Genomic DNA, 17,509 nt, shown 5'->3' on the forward strand with positions numbered 1-17,509 from the left:
CGAACCCCTGTTACCGCCGTGAAAGGGCGGTGTCCTAGGCCTCTAGACGAAGGGGACTGAAATTTTGCTCAGCGAAGCAAGCTTCGCTAAATTTCAGTAAAGGCAAGGTGAGCCTGCGAACCGCGCGGCATTTTTGCTTTACTGAACTTTCAAGTCCTGGAAATGCTTAACTGTAACTCACTGATGCGAACAACAATCAACCACCCCGGCCTATTTCACAGTATCAATCGACTGTGACGCGATATAAATGGCGTCCCCTAGGGGATTCGAACCCCTGTTACCGCCGTGAAAGGGCGGTGTCCTAGGCCTCTAGACGAAGGGGACTGAAAATCTTCTTTCGGAAGCAAGCTTCCGAGATTTTCAGTAAGGCGAATCGAGCCCGCGAGATGAGCGGCCTTATTCTTTGCCTTACCTAAGAACTTACCGGAAATTACTTTCCGACTACTGTAAATTCTTTAAGAATTTGGTGGAGCCAGGCGGGATCGAACCGCCGACCTCCTGCATGCCATGCAGGCGCTCTCCCAGCTGAGCTATGGCCCCGTACTTGGAATGGTCACTGTGTTTTCGTGTGACTGTTCCGTGACAGCGGGGCGCATTCTAGGCATACCCCACTGCCCTGTCAACGGTTTTTTTAGGAATTTTCTCTGTTTGCTATAAAAGTAAGCGCTTTGTTTATTCTCTCTTCAATTTTGACTTTTGAGAGCAAATTCAACGTTACATCCAGCGATGGAGAGTTGCCACTTCCGGTAGCTGCAACACGTAAAGGCATGCCTACTTTACCCATACCTACACCAAGAGATTCCGCCGCGGCATTAATAGCTGCACCGATATTTTCAGGATTCCACTCTTCTACTGCTAGCAGTTTCTCTTTAACCACCTCTAATGCCTCTTTTGCTACTGGACGAAGATGCTTCTTCGCAGCATTGGCATCGAACTCATCAAAGTCCTGATAAAAATAGGTACTGATTTCCGCCAGCTCTTTTAAGGTTTTTACCCGGTCGGCCTGAATAGCAATCACCGATTCCAACGCAGGCCCCGTTGCTAAATCGATATTCATTTCGTCAAAGTGCCATTTAAGACGTGAGGCAACCTCACTCGCTGGCAATGTTTTCATATAGTGCTGGTTTAGCCACACCAGCTTTTCTGTATTAAAAGCAGAAGCCGATTGACCAATGGCATCAAGATCGAAGTATTCAATCATTTCTTCCAGTGAGAAGATTTCCTGATCACCATGAGACCAACCCAAGCGCACCAGATAGTTCAGTACGGCCTGCGGCAGGTAACCATCATCGCGGTACTGCATCACACTTACAGCGCCATGACGTTTAGACAGCTTCTTACCGTCGTCGCCTAAAATCATCGACACGTGGGCATATTCCGGTACCGGTGCGCCTAGCGCTTCCAGAATATTAATCTGGCGCGGCGTGTTATTAATATGGTCTTCACCACGAACAACGTGGGTGATGCCCATATCCCAGTCATCAACTACAACACAGAAGTTATAAGTAGGAGAGCCGTCGGAGCGCTGAATGATCAAATCATCCAACTCTTTATTACTGATTTCGATATTGCCGCGGATGTGGTCATTAATAACAACCGTGCCTTCCAGCGGGTTTTTGAATCGAATAACGAAAGGCTGACCTTCAGGGTGATCGGTACGGTCACGCCAGGTACCCGGATAACGAGGCTTTTCACCATTCTCTTTTTGCTTTTCACGAATGGCATCCAGTTCTTCTGAACTCATAAAGCATTTATAGGCTTTACCTTCATCCAGCATTTGCTGAATCAGTTCTTTATAACGGTCAAAACGTTGTGTCTGATAATAAGGACCTTTATCCCAGGTCAGACCCAGCCATTGCATACCATTAAGAATGGCTTGCTTGGCTTCTTCTGTTGAACGTTCCAGATCGGTATCTTCTATACGAAGAACAAATTCGCCACCTTTGGCTTTTGCATATAACCAGGAATAAAGTGCAGTACGTGCACCACCAACGTGAAGATAGCCTGTAGGGCTAGGAGCAAATCGCGTAACGACAGACATTATGTTTCTCTATCTATTAATGAATGAAAAAAATTTGGCTGCATTCTACCAGCCAAAGCAGCACTACAAAAGCCAGCCATCGCGTGACAGTGAAATATCAGCGGTTCAATGACTGAATTTACGGTGCCAGACTGATTTTTGATGAATTTTCCGTCAAACGTCGAAGAGATAATCAACGAGGATGGCCGAATTGATCGTAAATCAGGCAAGCAGTCATTTTTCCGTAATTTTGTTGTTGACACCTTCGCATGCAACCCTATAATACCGCCCCACTTGCCCAGCACGGACAAGTAAACAAACAGCGGACGCTTAGCTCAGTTGGGAGAGCATCGCCCTTACAAGGCGAGGGTCACTGGTTCAAGTCCAGTAGCGTCCACCATCTCTTCGGTGGCGCTGTTTGAAAAGAAAGAGGACGCTTAGCTCAGTTGGGAGAGCATCGCCCTTACAAGGCGAGGGTCACTGGTTCAAGTCCAGTAGCGTCCACCAATTCTTTGGAATTGGTACGGCGAGGGTCACTGGTTCAACAACTTCGTTGCGAGACACAGTAGACGTCCACCACTTTCTCACTATCGCTGTGAGCAGTCTCTTTCTTTTAGCAACAAATTATCGGACGCTTAGCTCAGTTGGGAGAGCATCGCCCTTACAAGGCGAGGGTCACTGGTTCAAGTCCAGTAGCGTCCACCATCTCCTTACAGTTTGTTGCAGCAAAAAATTCGGACGCTTAGCTCAGTTGGGAGAGCATCGCCCTTACAAGGCGAGGGTCACTGGTTCAAGTCCAGTAGCGTCCACCACTTCCTTTTCACATTCCTGATTTCATTGCTAACGTAAACCTAATTAAACCGTTCACTGGTTCAACAACTTCGTTGCCTGCTTTTAAAAAGTGCACAGTAGACGTCCACCACTTCCCTACTCTATCCAAACGCTATTTCTTCTCTTTTCGAATAAAACCGTGATATGGTTTGCTCTCACTATTGCAGTTGATTTTCCTAATAGTTTTGCTGGTTTCTGCCGATAAACCGATAGAACATTGCTTTACTGTGGACAGGTAGTAACACCTATAATGAATACCAAACTGGCCCGGGCTATTCGCGTTTTAATCGTCGACGATCAAATTCTTGCGAAAGGCTATCTGAAATACACCATGGAAGAGCTAGGCTTTCAGCAAATTAGCTATATCGATCACGCCGATGAAGCGTTGAAGCTGATTAAAAGCGAGCACTTTGAACTGGTTGTATGCGCCTATGATTTGCGTGAAGAGAAAGAGGGTTACTTCCTTTACGAACAGCTAAAAGCGCATAAAATTCTGCCTTTAACCACCGCTTTCGTATTCATTTCAGCCGACACTACGGCGGAAATTGTCCACTCCATTGTTGAACTGCAGCCCGACGAATTCCTTGCAAAACCTTTTTCTGTTAGCGAACTGGATAAAAGGCTCACGCGCGTATTAACCCGCAAACAGGTGTTAAAAGACATCTACGCGCTGATGGACCAAAGTGACTTTAACGGCGCGCTATCTGAGCTTGAACGTTTCCTCACTGAACCGAAAAACGCGGAGTTTTTTCCTCTAGCGCTTCGCACCAAAGGCGAGCTTTTATTGCTGTGTAACCGCGTTGAAGAGGCTGAAGATTTTTATCAAGCCATTATCAACGTGCAAAATTTTACCTGGGCACAGATAGGTTTAGTGCGCTGCTATTTGCAATTGAATAAAGATGATGAAGCTGAGCGATTGATTCTGCGATTGGCGTTTCAGCCCGACGCCATGCTTAGCGCCTACGACTTACTTACTGCGCTGCAAATCAAGCAGCAGGAATTCGATGATGCACTAGAATCTGTGAACATCGCCGCCCATATATCTCCGAGCAACGTGGGCCGTCATCAACAAGCGGTAGATTTATCAAAAATCACCCGTGACTACCCTGCCCAGTTTGATGCTGCGAAGCGGGTTGTGAGATACGCGAAGCATTCGTTCCATGACAAGCCTGAAAACTACTTGAACGTAGCACGCGCCGGTATTGATTTCGCCATGACGGCAGACGCCAGTGAAACAGCAAAACTGGTGAAGCAAACCCATGATTTTATTCGCCAGATGAAAGAAGCTTTCCCTAAAGCGGCCGTTGATAACGAACTTAAAGTCATCGATGCGCGAATATACTATCTTCAGGATGAAACAGATAAAGCCAGAAACTTGTTGAGCCAGCTCGATGGCAGTGAATGGGAACAGGAAAATATGGATGCGCTCATGGATCGGGCCAAGGCATTTCATGAAGTTGGCTTACAAGATCATGCTTTAGCGATCCTGGACGAAATTGAACGTCGCTGTAATACCAGCGATGAGCAAAGTGAGTTGTTTATGCATTATTTGAAACAACAGAAACAGGAGAAACGGGAAATTGCTGACAGCCCTAAAATGCTCAACAACATTGCTGTCACTCAGTTCCAGCGCGGCGAATTAGACAAAGCGCTCACCACTTTCCGTCAGGCATTCACGGTAATGCCCAAGAACGCAGCAATTGCACTTAACCTGCTGCAAACCACTGCCGCAGAAATTCGAGACAACACTGCCCGCCACACACCAGAAAATAAACAAATCATTTTTAAGTGTATGGAAACCTTAGAAGCGGCGACGTTATCGGAAGAACAGGACAAGCGCTACCAGCGGGTTAAGGCCACCATAAGTAATTTCGATTAATAACGCAGCGCATGCGTTAACTCTGCAAAATGGAACCGGGACTTAATCTATTTGCTGCAGAATTGCTTAGGAAAAGAAGTTAGCACAAAGGTCTGGCAGGCATCATATTCTGCTGATAAACCGCCACGTCTTCGTCGAAAATCGCATCAGTATATCGATGTGTATGAGAATACATCATACCGAGATTTTTCATCACACCAATTGAGCCTGCGTTTTCAGGCATAGCAATCGCACAAAACTGTCGTGTACCGTGTTGATAAAGGCTATCCCTAACCTGTCGCGCAGCTTCAGTGGCGTAACCTTTTCCCCATGCAGCGCGGTGAAAGCGCCAGCCAAGCTCAAGATTATTGTCATCACGTTCGCCGGTAAAAAAACCATAGGGGCGAACGAGTATCCAGCCCAAGTCCGTGCACGGTGACTGTTTCAGTGAAACACGCCACAAGCCCCACCCTCTACTTTCATCAGAAAATTCAGCGATCCGAGGCAGAAATTGCTTTTCCAGGGTTTCCCAACTGGTTTTTGTGCCGCCGTTCAGGTACTTCATTACCGCTTCATCCTGGTCGATTTCCCACAAAAAGCGGGCATCATCAGCCGTTACAAAGTGATAAGACAGCCGTTTGCTGTCGGCAACTCGCATGTTAGCCGCCCAACATGGCGAGGTGAGATGTGGCGCCGGTATTTCCGTCCTGAAGATAGTGTGTAGCGTGTTTCTGCATTAACAACTGCTGTAAATGTGCCATCAGCCCATTTACGTCAGCATTTTGCAGATAGGGGCGAATATCGATACCATGTTCACTGAACAAACAAAGATGCAGTTTTCCGTTAGCGGCTACACGTAAACGGTTACAGGTAGCACAGAAATCTTTGCTGTAAGGCATTATGAGCCCTATCCGCCCGGCGTAATCCGGGTGGTGAAATTCCTGCGCGGGTCCTGCATCTTTACCTCGAATTACCGGCATCCAACCTTCAGCGAGAAGTTGGTTCTTTAATGGTAAACCTGACAAATGCTGATCGGCAAAAAACTGTGGATGATCACCGGTTTCCATTAACTCGATAAAGCGTAATGTAACTGGCATATGTTTAAGCCAATCTTTGAATTCTTGTAGCTGCCTGCCGGCAAAATGCTTCAAATAAATCGCATTCACCTTAACATCCAGACCCACCTCAATGGCTTTGTCTACGCCCTGAAGGATCTGGGTTAATTTGTTCTGGCCAGTAATATCGGCAAACTGACGCGGGTCCAGGCTATCAATACTCACATTGACCTGGTCGAGCCCGGCATCTTTCCATGCTGCAGCGTCGCGGGCCATACGACCGCCATGGGTGGTGGTGGCAACTTTTGTAATACCTTCGGTTTCTCTACACAAGCGAATAACGTCTACAAAATCGCGACGCAGGCTTGGCTCACCGCCTGTAATACGGATTTTAGATGTGCCGAGACCGGCAAACCCTTTTACCAGAGTATCAATCTCGGGCAACGTCAAAAAAGTATCGTCCGATGGGCCATGATAACCGTCCGGGAGGCAATACTGACATTTGAAATTGCATGCTTCTGTAATCGACAGGCGAAGATAATGAAACCGCCGACCAAAGCTATCCTGTAACAAAGAAATCACCTCTGTGGGACAAATAGGTAAGATAAAACTACTATAAATTCACTTTATCATGGATTATGCGTGACTTTATACCCCACTCATGTCAACCAACGTTAAACTTTGAGCGCGCAACGCTTTGAGATACTCTATAGACATGCTGTCGTTCACAAAAATTTCAAGATGAGACCTTCACGTTCCGACGTTTCTCCCGACACACCCGTGCGCTGGCATGTAGTAAAACAACTTTGGCCTTACTTGCTGGAATTCAAAACCCGTGTCTTTATTGCCCTCGCCTGCCTGGTTTTAGCCAAGCTTGCCGGAATTGGCCTACCTTACGTACTTAAATACACCGTCGATGGCCTGAATACTGAAGACACCGCCACGGGTCTTGTTGCAGTACCACTTTCACTGATCATTGCCTACGGCACCCTGCGACTATTGAACACCATCATCGGCGAAGTTCGCGATACCCTGTTTGGCCGGGTGACCGAACGAGCCATGCGCAGAATGGGCTTGAGAGTCTTTGAGCATTTGCATCAGATGGATTTAAATTTTCACTTAAACCGACAGACCGGCGGGTTGTCTCGTGACATCGAGCGAGGCACCAGCGGTATCAGTTTTCTGATGCGTTTTATGGTGTTCAATATTGGCCCCACCCTGCTTGAAATCGCCATTGTGGTTGGCCTGTTGTTCGCACAATATGGCTTCTCTTTCGCCGGGATCATCCTTTCTTCCGTGGTGGCCTACGTGTGGTATTCAATGAAAGCCACCAACTGGCGAACCCGTTACGTGCATGCCATGAACAAAGCCGACTCTACCACCCACACCCGCGCAGTAGACAGCTTGCTGAATTTTGAAACGGTTAAATATTTTAATAATGAAGGTTACGAGGCATCACGCTACGACAGTAATCTTGCCGAATGGGAGGTGGCTCGTCGTAAAAACCGCCTGAGTTTGTTTGCACTGAATGGTGGGCAAGCATTTATTATCGCTGCAGCCATGACCGCCATGCTGGCTAACGCTGCTTATGGTGTGGCGTCGGGTGACATGACCATTGGTGACTTCGTGCTGATAAACGCATTCACCATGCAAATTTTTATGCCATTGAACTTCTTAGGATTTGTTTACCGGGAAATCCGCGGCTCTATGGCCAATATAGATAAGATGTTTTCGCTTTTGGATAAATCATCTTCGGTATCCGATGCGGAAGATGCCCAGGAGTTAACCGTCAGCAAAGGAGAAATTCGCTTCGAGCATGTCAGTTTCAGCTATCGGGAAGACCGTCCTATTCTCAAAAACGTCAGCTTCACCATTTTTCCCGGACAGAAAGTCGCGATTGTGGGGGCCAGCGGTGCGGGAAAATCCACGCTGGTTAAACTGCTGTTCCGTTTTTACGATGTGACCGCAGGTGATATTAGTATTGATGGCCAGAAAATTCGCAGCGTAACGCAACAATCGCTACGCAAACACCTGGGCATTGTGCCCCAGGACACCGTGCTATTTAACGATACGCTGATTGAAAATATCCGCTACGGCGATCCGAGTGCCGATGAATCAGCCATTGAAAGCGCATTAGAAACTGCGCATCTTTCACAATTCATCGAACTGTTACCGGATAAGGGCGATACCCGCGTAGGCGAACGGGGCTTGAAATTATCTGGTGGCGAAAAGCAGCGGGTCGCCATCGCCAGAGCGGTACTGAAAAATCCTCCGATAATGGTGTTTGACGAAGCCACGTCCTCGCTGGATAGCGGCTCCGAACAGGCCATCATGCAGGCCTTATCAGCGCTGGCATCGAATCATACCAGCGTGATGATTGCTCACCGCCTTTCCACCATTACTGATGCAGATAACATCCTGGTACTGAAAAATGGTGAACTGGCTGAGCAAGGGTCGCATCACGCATTGCTCGCGCAGAAAGGCGAATATGCCCGCCTGTGGACACTACAACAAAAACAGGAAGACTAATGGATCCGGCTTTCTTGAAAACCGCCGTAAACGCACAGATGCCCTTCGGAAAATATGCTGGCAGAAAGCTTTTTTATCTGCCGGAACCCTATCTGGTGTGGTTTCATAAACAGGGCTTTCCCAAGGGGAAACTCGGTGAGCAGCTCGCCCTGATGTATGAAATTAAGCTCAATGGATTAGAAGCAGTGGCAGAGCCACTGCTGGAAGACTAATTCTGTTAATCGAGTAAAAACTGAAATTTATTACTCTTGTCGCTGGCTATTCGTATTGTGCCTAAATCGTATTCTACGCCTTTTGCAACAAGCTCTGCTTCATACTCGCCAGTCATGAGTTTCAACTCGATATCAAGACCGTTACGGCCCATACGTTCACGACGTCGAATTGTATCGCCGTTAACCGTTGTTAGCGTGATTTCGACCCGCTGACGATTAAGCTGACTGGTCTTGAACATGAGTGTCACCGGCAACTCTGTATCAATCACTGGCTCTGGCGCGGAGAAGTTCAAGGTATGTCGCTGTTCACCAAGAATACGTACTGACTTTGTTTCCAGTATCTCAACGGTAGCAACCATTTTTGCCGTTACGCGATAATCACCTACGGGTAATTTGAGTGAAGGTGAGTTCTTATACACCTCACCAGACGCGGCAATGATGGTAAAAACAATATCATCACGCTGTGGAGTAATAACCAGTTCTCCGGTTTCAATCTCCACCTCTTTCAAGTTGCCATTCTTAGAACCCGTTACAACGATTTTTTCCACTTCCGGCTGGCCCGTTTGCGGCGTTTCGGATACCTGTCGACGTTTAAGGTTGATTGTTACGGTGGTGAGCTGGTCGTCTTTAATCGTCAGGCTCACCGTCTCGTCTTCATAACCGGGGCTGGTAACTTTAACTGTGTATTTACCTTCGGGCAGCTTAATGCCTTTGTGGTATTTCTCCGGCGTGCCGTAAAGAATGATTCGGGCATCTTTCGGTGTAATGTTAAGCGTTAGCCTACCGCGACCTTTGCTGACATCCGCCTTTAGCGCTTTGGTCAGTTCAAAAAAGTCAAAACGGATGTCTTTGTTCAGCGTAAGCGTTTTCGACGCACTGCCAATGGCGGAGGTAAAAATATAGGTGCCGGGCTTAAGGTAGTTACTAGCAAAAATCCGACGCTTCGCGCCGACGGTGTCTACCGGTTCCGCGTGAATAACCACATTTGACTGCCAGTTAACCAAGGTCAGAGAAACGCCTTTTCCGTTTGTCGCACTATGAACCCGATTTTCCTCCATTTTCGTAACCAGGTAATCGACATCAAGATACTGCAACAACGTGTCCACGCCCCACCCCGTTGCCGTTGCCACACCTTCTTCCTGGGCAATATCCTTCAGTTTGGATACTTTTGAACAAGACATCAGCACCGTTAATACAAGGCAAACTACCGCCCCTTTCATCCAATTATTCACTGGCCGCCTCCGCAAGTCCTTCAAGCAAACCAGCAGCCACTTCTTTTGCGACGATATCGGCAAACAACTCAGCATGGTCAGCAATAAGCTGATGCGTGTCTGCCATCACACTGTCAAACAGCGCCTGGTTGCGCTCTATGGCCTGACTCACCCCTTCGGCTAGTGCCGCACTCTTTACGGTGGATTTGCACTCTTTGATGATGGTATCGAACAGCGATTGCTGAAGCTTCTGCAGCGCTTCCTGCTTTTGCTTAAGCACGGCTTTTGCCTGATCGGTGATTTCACCCACCTGTTTCAAATCGGTGAAGAAAACATTGTTAACCACCGTCTGTGCAAGAAGGTTCACACAGTAAGCCTGACTCTTGTCTTCGTTGTCTGGATAGAGCCTTTGAGGAAACTCAAAATTTTTACTTCCCAGGTGCAGACTCTGGCTATTCGGAGTGAGGTTCTGGTTTGAGTAAATTATTACAAGAGGTATTGTTTTTCCGGAGTCAAACGTAGCGAGTCTATGAAGTAATGCGTTGAGCTGGCAGGACAATTCAGCCGTAGGGGCTGCATTGTCTGTCAAACAGGGCCTGATAAGTTTTTCAGGTATAAACTGATTCAGTGTGCTTATTACGCAGGTTGTCAGCGCCTTTGATAATTTGCTGTTATCAGGCATATAAAAGTCACTTTTTATTTGTGCTGGTCTTTCAAATTTATCTATGGCTTCGGCCGTCGACTTATCATCTACGGATGCCTTCACCATAACGCTGGGAAACGCTTCGCTGGATGCACCTAGTTGCTGATGCAGATAGGTTAAAAATGGTCTGTTATTGTCATTTGCCTGCGTCATCAAATGCAGTAATACACGCTGCAAGGCATGAAGGTACACTTCGCGAATTTTTAGCATGTCGCGCTTAACAATACGTCGCTTTAGCGGCTGAAAAAAGCGGATAGAATGAGATGCGTTCAGATAGCTTTGATAGTGCTCCAGTCGCGAGCCCTTTCTGGCAACCTTGTACAGCTCACTTGCCGCACTGGCATTATGAAATTTATTGAGAAACAGCCACCACAGCACAAAGTAGCCAACAAGCAGCAGTTCATTAAACCAACGTGTCAGCCCCTTCACTGAGGGATATTCTTTCAGCGGCTGAACGCCAAATGCGGAGAAGTACTCGTCACTTGCCTTAAACGTGTCGAGATTTTCACTAATAATACCGTAGTCTTTAAATGACGTGCCCTGAAATAGAAGATGATTCTTTACGGCAGGATAATACACTTCTCCATCCAGGGTTTTCGGTGTCACCTGATCGTAAACGAAGTAGCGAGGTACGCCGTAAGCGTGAACGAGAAAATAGAAAATCAGAAAAAAAGGAGTTCCGATGACAAGCTTGCGCTTCCAGTGTTTAAATCCGACCTCTGAGCCGATAAAACAAAAATAAAACGCTGCGCCCCAGAAAAGAAACAGGCTTAACCAGCCAAACAGAAAGACTTTCATAACTACTACTTCATTCAGTCCATTACATTACGGGCGATTACCTTTAATAAAGCCGGCATCGCCCGACATCCATGAGGAGGAGAGTATAGAAGTTAGCTGATTGATTCAATTATATATTTATAAACTCACGTCTAGAATCCGGGCGTTAGTAGCGTGGGACGTAGTCCAGCTTTTTCCTTTCGTTTATGGAGGAAGTTTTAGGTGATGTTAATATTGATTAACACTAACCTGATTTGGAGTGATTGTGGGATTCAAATTCAACTGGCAAAGAAGAACATAGTGTTCACTTCCGGCAGATAATGGTTATCCTAAATTCGATTACGATTAACTTATCTACTAATGGTTCTGTGATTGACACATGAACGTTTCCCGGGGTCCCGGTAACTGAAAACCTCGCACAAGTAGGCCTCAATCTGGTCTCATTGCCCCACGCTCAACTGCTAGTAACTAATGATAACTACTCATGTTTAGTTGACGATTACAGATTACCACCAACAGGCAGTTGATCTCTAGTCACCGTATAGCCATGAGTGGTGCATTTGTTTGAATTCGGGAGTACCTGAACGAAAATTTGTGTTGACCATTACATCAGCATAATCGAGTGGAGGTTCTCGCATTTGCCGAGTATTCCCCCTCTCGATTTTTATCCCTGATTTGCTGAATCCCCAGGATATGAGCCCCCGTGACATCATCGTTATCTCCACCAAATTCACATCATCCCCACACTGTCATTCCCGGAATATCCCACTCGCTTTTCCGCGAGCTATTTGCAGGAACCTCATATCTGAACAGTTTAAATTTAAAGAATGGAATAAAGTCTTGTTAGACGCCCAAAAAATATGTACATTTTTTATGCTGATAGTAAAAGCTACGATTACACCGCAACACTATCAGAAGCAATAGCTGACTTGTTAGAAGTTACGCGTCGTGAATTATCATTCGCTAACTGCAGTTCTGAATAGCATGTGAGATATGTGTATTTGAATTCGTAGTTTTGTTTTCACTTTTTTGCAAATCAATTCCAATACCCATTCCACGTAGCAGCAATCTTCGAGCTCTATAAATACAGAGACGTATAAATTAATACTCAAGATAAAAACATGGACGTTGAATATGTTGATTTTAGATTCGAACAAATGTTTATTTGCTTTTCTATTTATTCTACTCACAACCACAGGGTGTCAATCGGTAACTAAAGAAGAAGTCTCACATCTGGGGCTAAAAATCTCAGAAATTGACTCAAACAAAAAACATCAGATTTTTGCCAAGGAATTTGAACACACCAATCCAGAGCTGGGGCTAAGCCTTTCAGGAGGCGGAATGCGCTCAGCTAGTTTTAGTATGGGTATTCTGGCCGGGCTTAACCAACAAGATTTATTAAAAAATATTGATTACCTTTCGACGGTATCAGGTGGTGGATATGCCGCATACTGGTATATGAGTGCACTGTATTATTCTCAAAAAGCTTATTTAGAACCCAACAATGTCGGTGATTTAGTGAAGCCAAGAATTTTCTTTAATGACTGCTATCCTGCGAATGACCCGAAATTTAACAGGTACAAAGGAACAACTAACAACGTCTACCCAAGTATTTGTGAAGACACATATGACAGGTGGTCACAGAGATATCGCTTTCAAAATCAGATTGCCGAACAAACCGATCTGTTAAATTACCACATGGATGGGGGGAATAGCATTTTGGGCGTGTCGAAAGGGACTGTCGCTCAAGGTTTTGAATATCTGGGTATTATAACCTCACAGATATTTAGCCTTCCGGTTCATCACCTCGGAAACACACTGTTTGACTGGAACATTCAATTTTCGCCTGTAAAGAGTGCCTATAATCATGGACTAGAAAGAGCATTTGGGCTGTACCCTATAGATGTGAGCCAGCCACATGTTGATGACCGAATATATAGAAATGCAGATTCATTTTTGTGGATGAATAACTACTCCGCTAAAGACTTAACCTTCGAACAAATACAGGATGCTTACCAACAAAATTCTCGCCTCTGCAATGACGCTGATAGCAACGGCGCATGCAACAAAATGCCGTTTTGGATCTTAAATACGGCGGCCAACTATAATCGCAACATCTGTAAAGTTGATAGTCCTACAACCAATACCGACCGAATCTTTGAATTTACCCCCTTATCGTATGGTTCTGAACAAAATGGATTTGTTGATAAACCGTATGGTGAATTAACCCTTTCAGATGTAGTGCAGTTGTCTGGTGCCGCCATGGACAGTCAATACAGTATGTTTGCTCATCCCTTGGGTACCGGATTATTGCATCTATTCAATTTTAATCTGGGCCAAAAGGTAGATAACTATCATCCAAACTCCCCTTCGTCGTCATGGCGAGCAATATTACCAATTCCTTTTTATTGCTTTCCAATTGTTGATTCACCAACAGAAGCCAGCAGTATTTATCTAAGCGATGGCGCCCATGTAGAACATTCCGGCGCTTATTCACTTATTCGACGCGGTGTTAAAAATATCATAATGGCAGATGCCAGCGAAGATGGAAATGGAGAATGGTTGGAACTTAAAAATCTGGCCAGAATGATAAAAAAAGAGCATAACCTCGAATTGTCACTCTTTTCTGAAGACGGCAACCAGATAGCGTTGCTAGATCAAAACGATGAGCCAATCAACGCAAAGGTTGTCGACCCCCTTGATGCTGCTCAAAATATCTATACAGGCACCGTTACCGGGTTTGCCCCAGGTTTTATAACCGAAGATGAGAGCAAAAATTTTATAAAGCTATGGTTTATAAAAACCGGTCTAATAAAACATAGATTAGCTGAAAACTGTGGCGAAGACGAAGCCTACCCTTGCTCTGTGTCAAAGTACTTTCAAAAGCGGCATGACATGCAAAACGGCAAATGTGTCGTCAGCGATTCCTCTATTTTCCCCAACAACAGCACAATCAGCACATCGTACGAGATGAGTGTAGATGTTTATTTTGCCTACAGAGACCTGGGCAAATTTATAGCACAGCGATTCGAGCTTTCTGAAGATGGGGAGATAAGGGTAAATCACCTCACCCTAACAGTAGATAACCTTTTACCTTTTAACGAATGTGGATTGCACAACCAATAGGCAATGGAATATGAAAAAACTATCACTAATCACCATTTTGATCGCTTTATTAACGGCCTGCGCTGCACCACTGGGGACTATTACCGTGCATACCGTTGGCGATGACAATAAACTTATGTCACCGCTAGTTGAGTCTAAACAGCTCATTAATGACCAGAATACTATTTTTAAAACCGAACAAAACGGCAACTCAAATGGTGACGATGTATTTGCGATTTACTTAACCGACACCTATTTACGCTACCTAAAGGATTGGGGAGGTATTAACGAAGTGCTTATCGTGGTGGAGTTTACCGAAGCGGTAACTGGTACAACTCAAGACACCATTACCAAAATTTTAGGCCCGTATAACAATATTGCTGACGCAACCCGCGCGCCTTTGCTAAATAAAGCACTGTATGGCCCTAAGAAAATGGAAAGCGACCTGCTGACCATGAACATTAAGGTTTACGAGTACGATTTAGAAGAAAATGAGAATAATGCCGCCATGTTAGAGTTTATTGCAGGCTCGGCATCTACTTTAGCACTGGCTGATCCGGTTACTCTTGGCGAAATTAAGATTGCCAAAGAAATAGCACAAACTCTAATTCGCACTAACGAAAATGATCTTGTTGTTAATATGGATTTTGATTTCGTTGCAGGTAATAAAAAATATAAAAACTATTCAAAATCCCGTGTACTGCCGCTCAAAGACAGCGAACTGGTGGTAGTAAAACAAGAAGCTTGCCGAATAGGCACCTGTTGGGACTACTTCAGTAATTATACAGACGGTGTACCGGCCAATGGCCCGGGTGTGCTAACTGATATTGTAATGTTAGTACCGACAACAATTGTAAAAGCGACTACCGATGTAGCCGATGCTAAATCACTAGAACCGCTTAAAGCTGAAGAAATTAGCGTAACCGATGATGGCTTAAGTAAAGACGGCGAGGCATTTACTGATAAAACCTGGCTGAGATTCAGTATTGTAAAAGGCGGAGATCCGTCTCAATGGGCAGTACGAAAAGCGCTTTACCCTCAAGAAGAAGAAATCAATAAACTGCTGCGTAACCCCAATGCGTTAACGGTCGAAAATATGAAAGCGATGACTTCGCGAATAGAAAAAATTCAACAAGAAATTGCGCAACTAAATGCCGACATTCAGTTAAAGTCGAAATTAAGTGTAAATGGTACACATTTTATTCCTAAAAATGCAGCAAGCAGTTCGTTATGTTTTGATCATTCAGAAAATGTCGATGTGCTAACAAATCAGGCAGTATTGTTTTTGGATGCACAATCGGACCAAACAGTGACTCTTACTTCTCAATCAAAAAGCTCGACCTGCTACACCTTAGCCAAAAGCTCATTTACCAATGACACAGGTAAATTTCAGGTGAACTACAAAATTGGCAAACAGAATAAAACTGCCAGTTTCCCGGTAATTGTTGCCGACGCTCTGGCTGGGACTCCAGCTGCAACGTGCAGCAAAAACATAGATGACAACAAAAATACTATTACCATTACATTAACCCAAACAGGGGTAAAACAAGTTGAGAGCATTCAGCTTAACGGCCACACAATCCCCTTCTCTATTGAAGGTGACAAAATTAAAGCTACCGTTAGCGATGCAAATCCAACGCTGGCTCTCACCGACGTGTTTGATACAACGGTAAGTACGCTATCACTCACCTGTAACTAATGAAGTCATTTAATTACAGAAAGTAAGTTTACAGAGCGGTTCAACAAGGGGGTCGCCTTATCCTTCATCTGAAAAACCAAACGCAGCCTTAGCTGCGTTTCATCTTATTGAAACAATTTCTCTCAAAGCTCCGTCTATTATGAACAGCTGAAAAGACTTTAGATCAAATCTAATCTGACGCTGGCACCCCCGAATTCAGATAATAAGTGCACCACTCATGGTTAACGGGTGATAGATGATCAACTGCCTGTTGGTGGTATTCTAAAGTCGCCAAACAATTAGAGTATTACCATGAGTTACAAGCAGTTGATCGAGGGACAACGATACCAGATTGAGGCCTACTTACGCGAGGGTTTCAGTTACCGGGAGATCGCAAAACGTCTGAGCGTGAGTCACAGCACAATCAGCCGGGAAGTAAATCGCAATAGAATTCGGGATAACCACTATTTGCCGGAAGTCGCACAGGCAAAGGCACTGAAGCGCCGCAGCCAGGCCGCAAAGTTCAGGATATCTGAACTGACGATTACTTTTGTTGAGTTCGGGCTGAACGAAAAGTGGAGCCCTGAGCAAATTGCTGGTGTAGGTAAAATCATCGGTCATCACGTCAGTCACGAATGGATTTATCGCTACGTCCAGCGTGATAGATTACGTGGCGGTAGGTTGTACAAACAGCTGCGCCAGAGTCACAGAAGGTATCGAAAAGGTGACCGTGCGAAGCGGATAATTATCCCGAATCGCGTTGGCATTGAGCATCGTCCCGCTATCGTGAACAAGAAAAAACGATTCGGTGACTGGGAAGCTGACACGGTTCTGGGTATGCAAGGAACGGGCGCGATAGTTAGCCTAGTCGAGCGCAAAAGTAAACTTTACCTAATACGCAAAGTGCCAGCGAAAAGCGCAGCAGACGTAGCCCGAGCCATGGTTGGGATGCTCTGGAAATATCGAGGTCATGTCCGAACAATCACAGCGGACAACGGCAGCGAATTCTGTGACCACGAGCTGGTCGCTGAGAAGCTTAAAACCAACATCTACTTCGCGAATCCGTATTCATCCTGGGAACGCGGACTGAATGAAAACTTCAACGGTTTGCTGCGTCAGTACATACGGAAAGACACCGATTTACGGACGGTAACAGATAAGCAAATTAGTGAGATTGAACGGGCATTAAATGCCAGACCGAGAAAGTGCCTCGGCTTCAGGCAACCTGTTGCGGTATTCGATGAATTACGCAGGGCTGCCTAATTTAGCGAGTGGTGCACTTCGGAGTTGAATTCGCGCCAGAAAAACTGGGTAAATGTCAGATCAGGTCTGAGTTAGCACACATTATTCACAAAGTTAGTTTGCAAAGAACTTGCAAAGCTTACTCTTATATATTTAACCATTTAAATAATGAGAACTATTGTTAACACTAACTTTTCAAAATTGAATGCGCCTGTACCACCACACATAACAAGTCGCTGAAAGGTAATCTCCTGTTAATTCAAAAGAGCTAAAGAATGCTTGCTAAAA

The 17,509-nt window shown here is 45.3% G+C and carries 11 protein-coding genes and 7 tRNA genes (1 of these 18 only partly in view); 10 read left to right on the forward strand and 8 right to left on the reverse strand.

Going from position 1 to position 17,509, the window contains the following annotated elements:
* The 4 genes from BFC18_RS21750 to gltX form a co-directional block, all read right to left on the reverse strand.
* Positions 1-57: transfer RNA gene (locus tag BFC18_RS21750), tRNA-OTHER, on the reverse strand; it reaches 89 nt to the left of the window's first position.
* A 191-nt stretch (positions 58-248) separates the two neighbouring features.
* Positions 249-324: transfer RNA gene (locus BFC18_RS17210), tRNA-Glu, on the reverse strand.
* Positions 325-464: 140 nt separating this feature from the next.
* A tRNA-Ala gene (locus BFC18_RS17215) sits at positions 465-540 on the reverse strand.
* A 91-nt stretch (positions 541-631) separates the two neighbouring features.
* The gene (gene gltX / locus BFC18_RS17220; protein ID WP_070126794.1) at positions 632-2,041 is read right to left on the reverse strand and encodes a glutamate--tRNA ligase; all 1,410 of its coding nucleotides are present in this window, start codon (positions 2,039-2,041) and stop codon (positions 632-634) included.
* A 303-nt stretch (positions 2,042-2,344) separates the two neighbouring features.
* Between gltX and BFC18_RS17225 the strand changes: the two genes are divergently transcribed.
* From BFC18_RS17225 to BFC18_RS17245, 5 genes are all read left to right on the forward strand, one after another.
* A tRNA-Val gene (locus BFC18_RS17225) sits at positions 2,345-2,420 on the forward strand.
* 31 nt (positions 2,421-2,451) lie between these two features.
* Positions 2,452-2,527 (forward strand) — tRNA-Val (locus BFC18_RS17230).
* Between the two features lie 122 nt (positions 2,528-2,649).
* Positions 2,650-2,725 (forward strand) — tRNA-Val (locus tag BFC18_RS17235).
* Positions 2,726-2,756: 31 nt separating this feature from the next.
* Positions 2,757-2,832: transfer RNA gene (locus tag BFC18_RS17240), tRNA-Val, on the forward strand.
* A gap of 269 nt (positions 2,833-3,101) precedes the next feature.
* Positions 3,102-4,730, forward strand: coding sequence for a response regulator (locus tag BFC18_RS17245; protein WP_070126795.1), 1,629 nt, complete (start codon positions 3,102-3,104; stop codon positions 4,728-4,730).
* A gap of 79 nt (positions 4,731-4,809) precedes the next feature.
* On the opposite strand, the gene BFC18_RS17250 is transcribed toward BFC18_RS17245, so the two are convergent.
* A complete protein-coding gene (locus tag BFC18_RS17250) occupies positions 4,810-5,367 on the reverse strand; it encodes a GNAT family N-acetyltransferase (RefSeq protein ID WP_070126796.1) in 558 nt (185 codons plus the stop codon).
* A 1-nt stretch (position 5,368) separates the two neighbouring features.
* Positions 5,369-6,337 carry a GTP 3',8-cyclase MoaA gene (gene moaA, locus BFC18_RS17255; protein ID WP_070126797.1) on the reverse strand — a complete coding sequence of 323 codons (969 nt, stop codon included), beginning with the start codon at positions 6,335-6,337 and terminating at the stop codon, positions 5,369-5,371.
* 168 nt (positions 6,338-6,505) lie between these two features.
* Here moaA and BFC18_RS17260 point away from each other — a divergent pair, with 168 nt between their 5' ends.
* Positions 6,506-8,293 (forward strand): ABCB family ABC transporter ATP-binding protein/permease, encoded by a 1,788-nt coding sequence (locus tag BFC18_RS17260; RefSeq protein WP_070126798.1) that lies wholly within the window; start codon positions 6,506-6,508, stop codon positions 8,291-8,293.
* Complete coding sequence (locus BFC18_RS17265; protein ID WP_070126799.1) at positions 8,293-8,505, forward strand: DUF3820 family protein; 213 nt, start codon at positions 8,293-8,295, stop codon at positions 8,503-8,505. The genes BFC18_RS17260 and BFC18_RS17265 overlap by 1 nt, the downstream gene beginning before the upstream one ends.
* Before the next feature lie 5 nt (positions 8,506-8,510).
* Here BFC18_RS17265 and BFC18_RS17270 read toward each other — a convergent pair whose 3' ends face one another.
* Together BFC18_RS17270 and BFC18_RS17275 are read right to left on the reverse strand one after the other, a co-directional pair.
* On the reverse strand, positions 8,511-9,737 hold the full coding sequence (locus tag BFC18_RS17270; protein WP_170826620.1) for a PEGA domain-containing protein: 1,227 nt from the start codon (positions 9,735-9,737) through the stop codon (positions 8,511-8,513).
* Positions 9,730-11,217, reverse strand: a complete 1,488-nt coding sequence (locus tag BFC18_RS17275) for a hypothetical protein (protein WP_070126801.1) — start codon at positions 11,215-11,217, stop codon at positions 9,730-9,732. The genes BFC18_RS17270 and BFC18_RS17275 overlap by 8 nt, the downstream gene beginning before the upstream one ends.
* A gap of 1,113 nt (positions 11,218-12,330) precedes the next feature.
* On the opposite strand from BFC18_RS17275, the gene BFC18_RS17280 reads away from it, so the two are divergent.
* The 3 genes from BFC18_RS17280 to BFC18_RS17290 all read left to right on the forward strand — a co-directional run bounded on the left by BFC18_RS17280 (position 12,331) and on the right by BFC18_RS17290 (position 17,242).
* Positions 12,331-14,322, forward strand: a complete 1,992-nt coding sequence (locus BFC18_RS17280) for a patatin-like phospholipase family protein (RefSeq protein ID WP_070126802.1) — start codon at positions 12,331-12,333, stop codon at positions 14,320-14,322.
* Positions 14,303-16,000, forward strand: a complete 1,698-nt coding sequence (locus BFC18_RS17285) for a hypothetical protein (RefSeq protein WP_170826621.1) — start codon at positions 14,303-14,305, stop codon at positions 15,998-16,000. The genes BFC18_RS17280 and BFC18_RS17285 overlap by 20 nt, the downstream gene beginning before the upstream one ends.
* A 291-nt stretch (positions 16,001-16,291) precedes the next feature.
* Positions 16,292-17,242, forward strand: coding sequence for an IS30 family transposase (locus BFC18_RS17290; protein ID WP_070126804.1), 951 nt, complete (start codon positions 16,292-16,294; stop codon positions 17,240-17,242).
* Positions 17,243-17,509 lie beyond the last annotated feature (267 nt).

Origin of the sequence: Alteromonas confluentis (genome assembly GCF_001757105.1) — a bacterium.
GTDB lineage: Bacteria > Pseudomonadota > Gammaproteobacteria > Enterobacterales > Alteromonadaceae > Alteromonas > Alteromonas confluentis.

Bases quoted from the DNA above. Each gene is read 5' to 3' on its own strand.
- gltX (WP_070126794.1), bottom strand. From the start codon at position 2,041: ATGTCTGTCGTTACGCGATTTGCTCCTAGCCCTACAGGCTATCTTCAC.
- BFC18_RS17245 (WP_070126795.1), top strand. From the start codon at position 3,102: ATGAATACCAAACTGGCCCGGGCTATTCGCGTTTTAATCGTCGACGAT.
- BFC18_RS17250 (WP_070126796.1), bottom strand. From the start codon at position 5,367: ATGCGAGTTGCCGACAGCAAACGGCTGTCTTATCACTTTGTAACGGCT.
- BFC18_RS17260 (WP_070126798.1), top strand. From the start codon at position 6,506: ATGAGACCTTCACGTTCCGACGTTTCTCCCGACACACCCGTGCGCTGG.
- BFC18_RS17265 (WP_070126799.1), top strand. From the start codon at position 8,293: ATGGATCCGGCTTTCTTGAAAACCGCCGTAAACGCACAGATGCCCTTC.
- BFC18_RS17275 (WP_070126801.1), bottom strand. From the start codon at position 11,217: ATGAAAGTCTTTCTGTTTGGCTGGTTAAGCCTGTTTCTTTTCTGGGGC.
- BFC18_RS17280 (WP_070126802.1), top strand. From the start codon at position 12,331: ATGTTGATTTTAGATTCGAACAAATGTTTATTTGCTTTTCTATTTATT.
- BFC18_RS17290 (WP_070126804.1), top strand. From the start codon at position 16,292: ATGAGTTACAAGCAGTTGATCGAGGGACAACGATACCAGATTGAGGCC.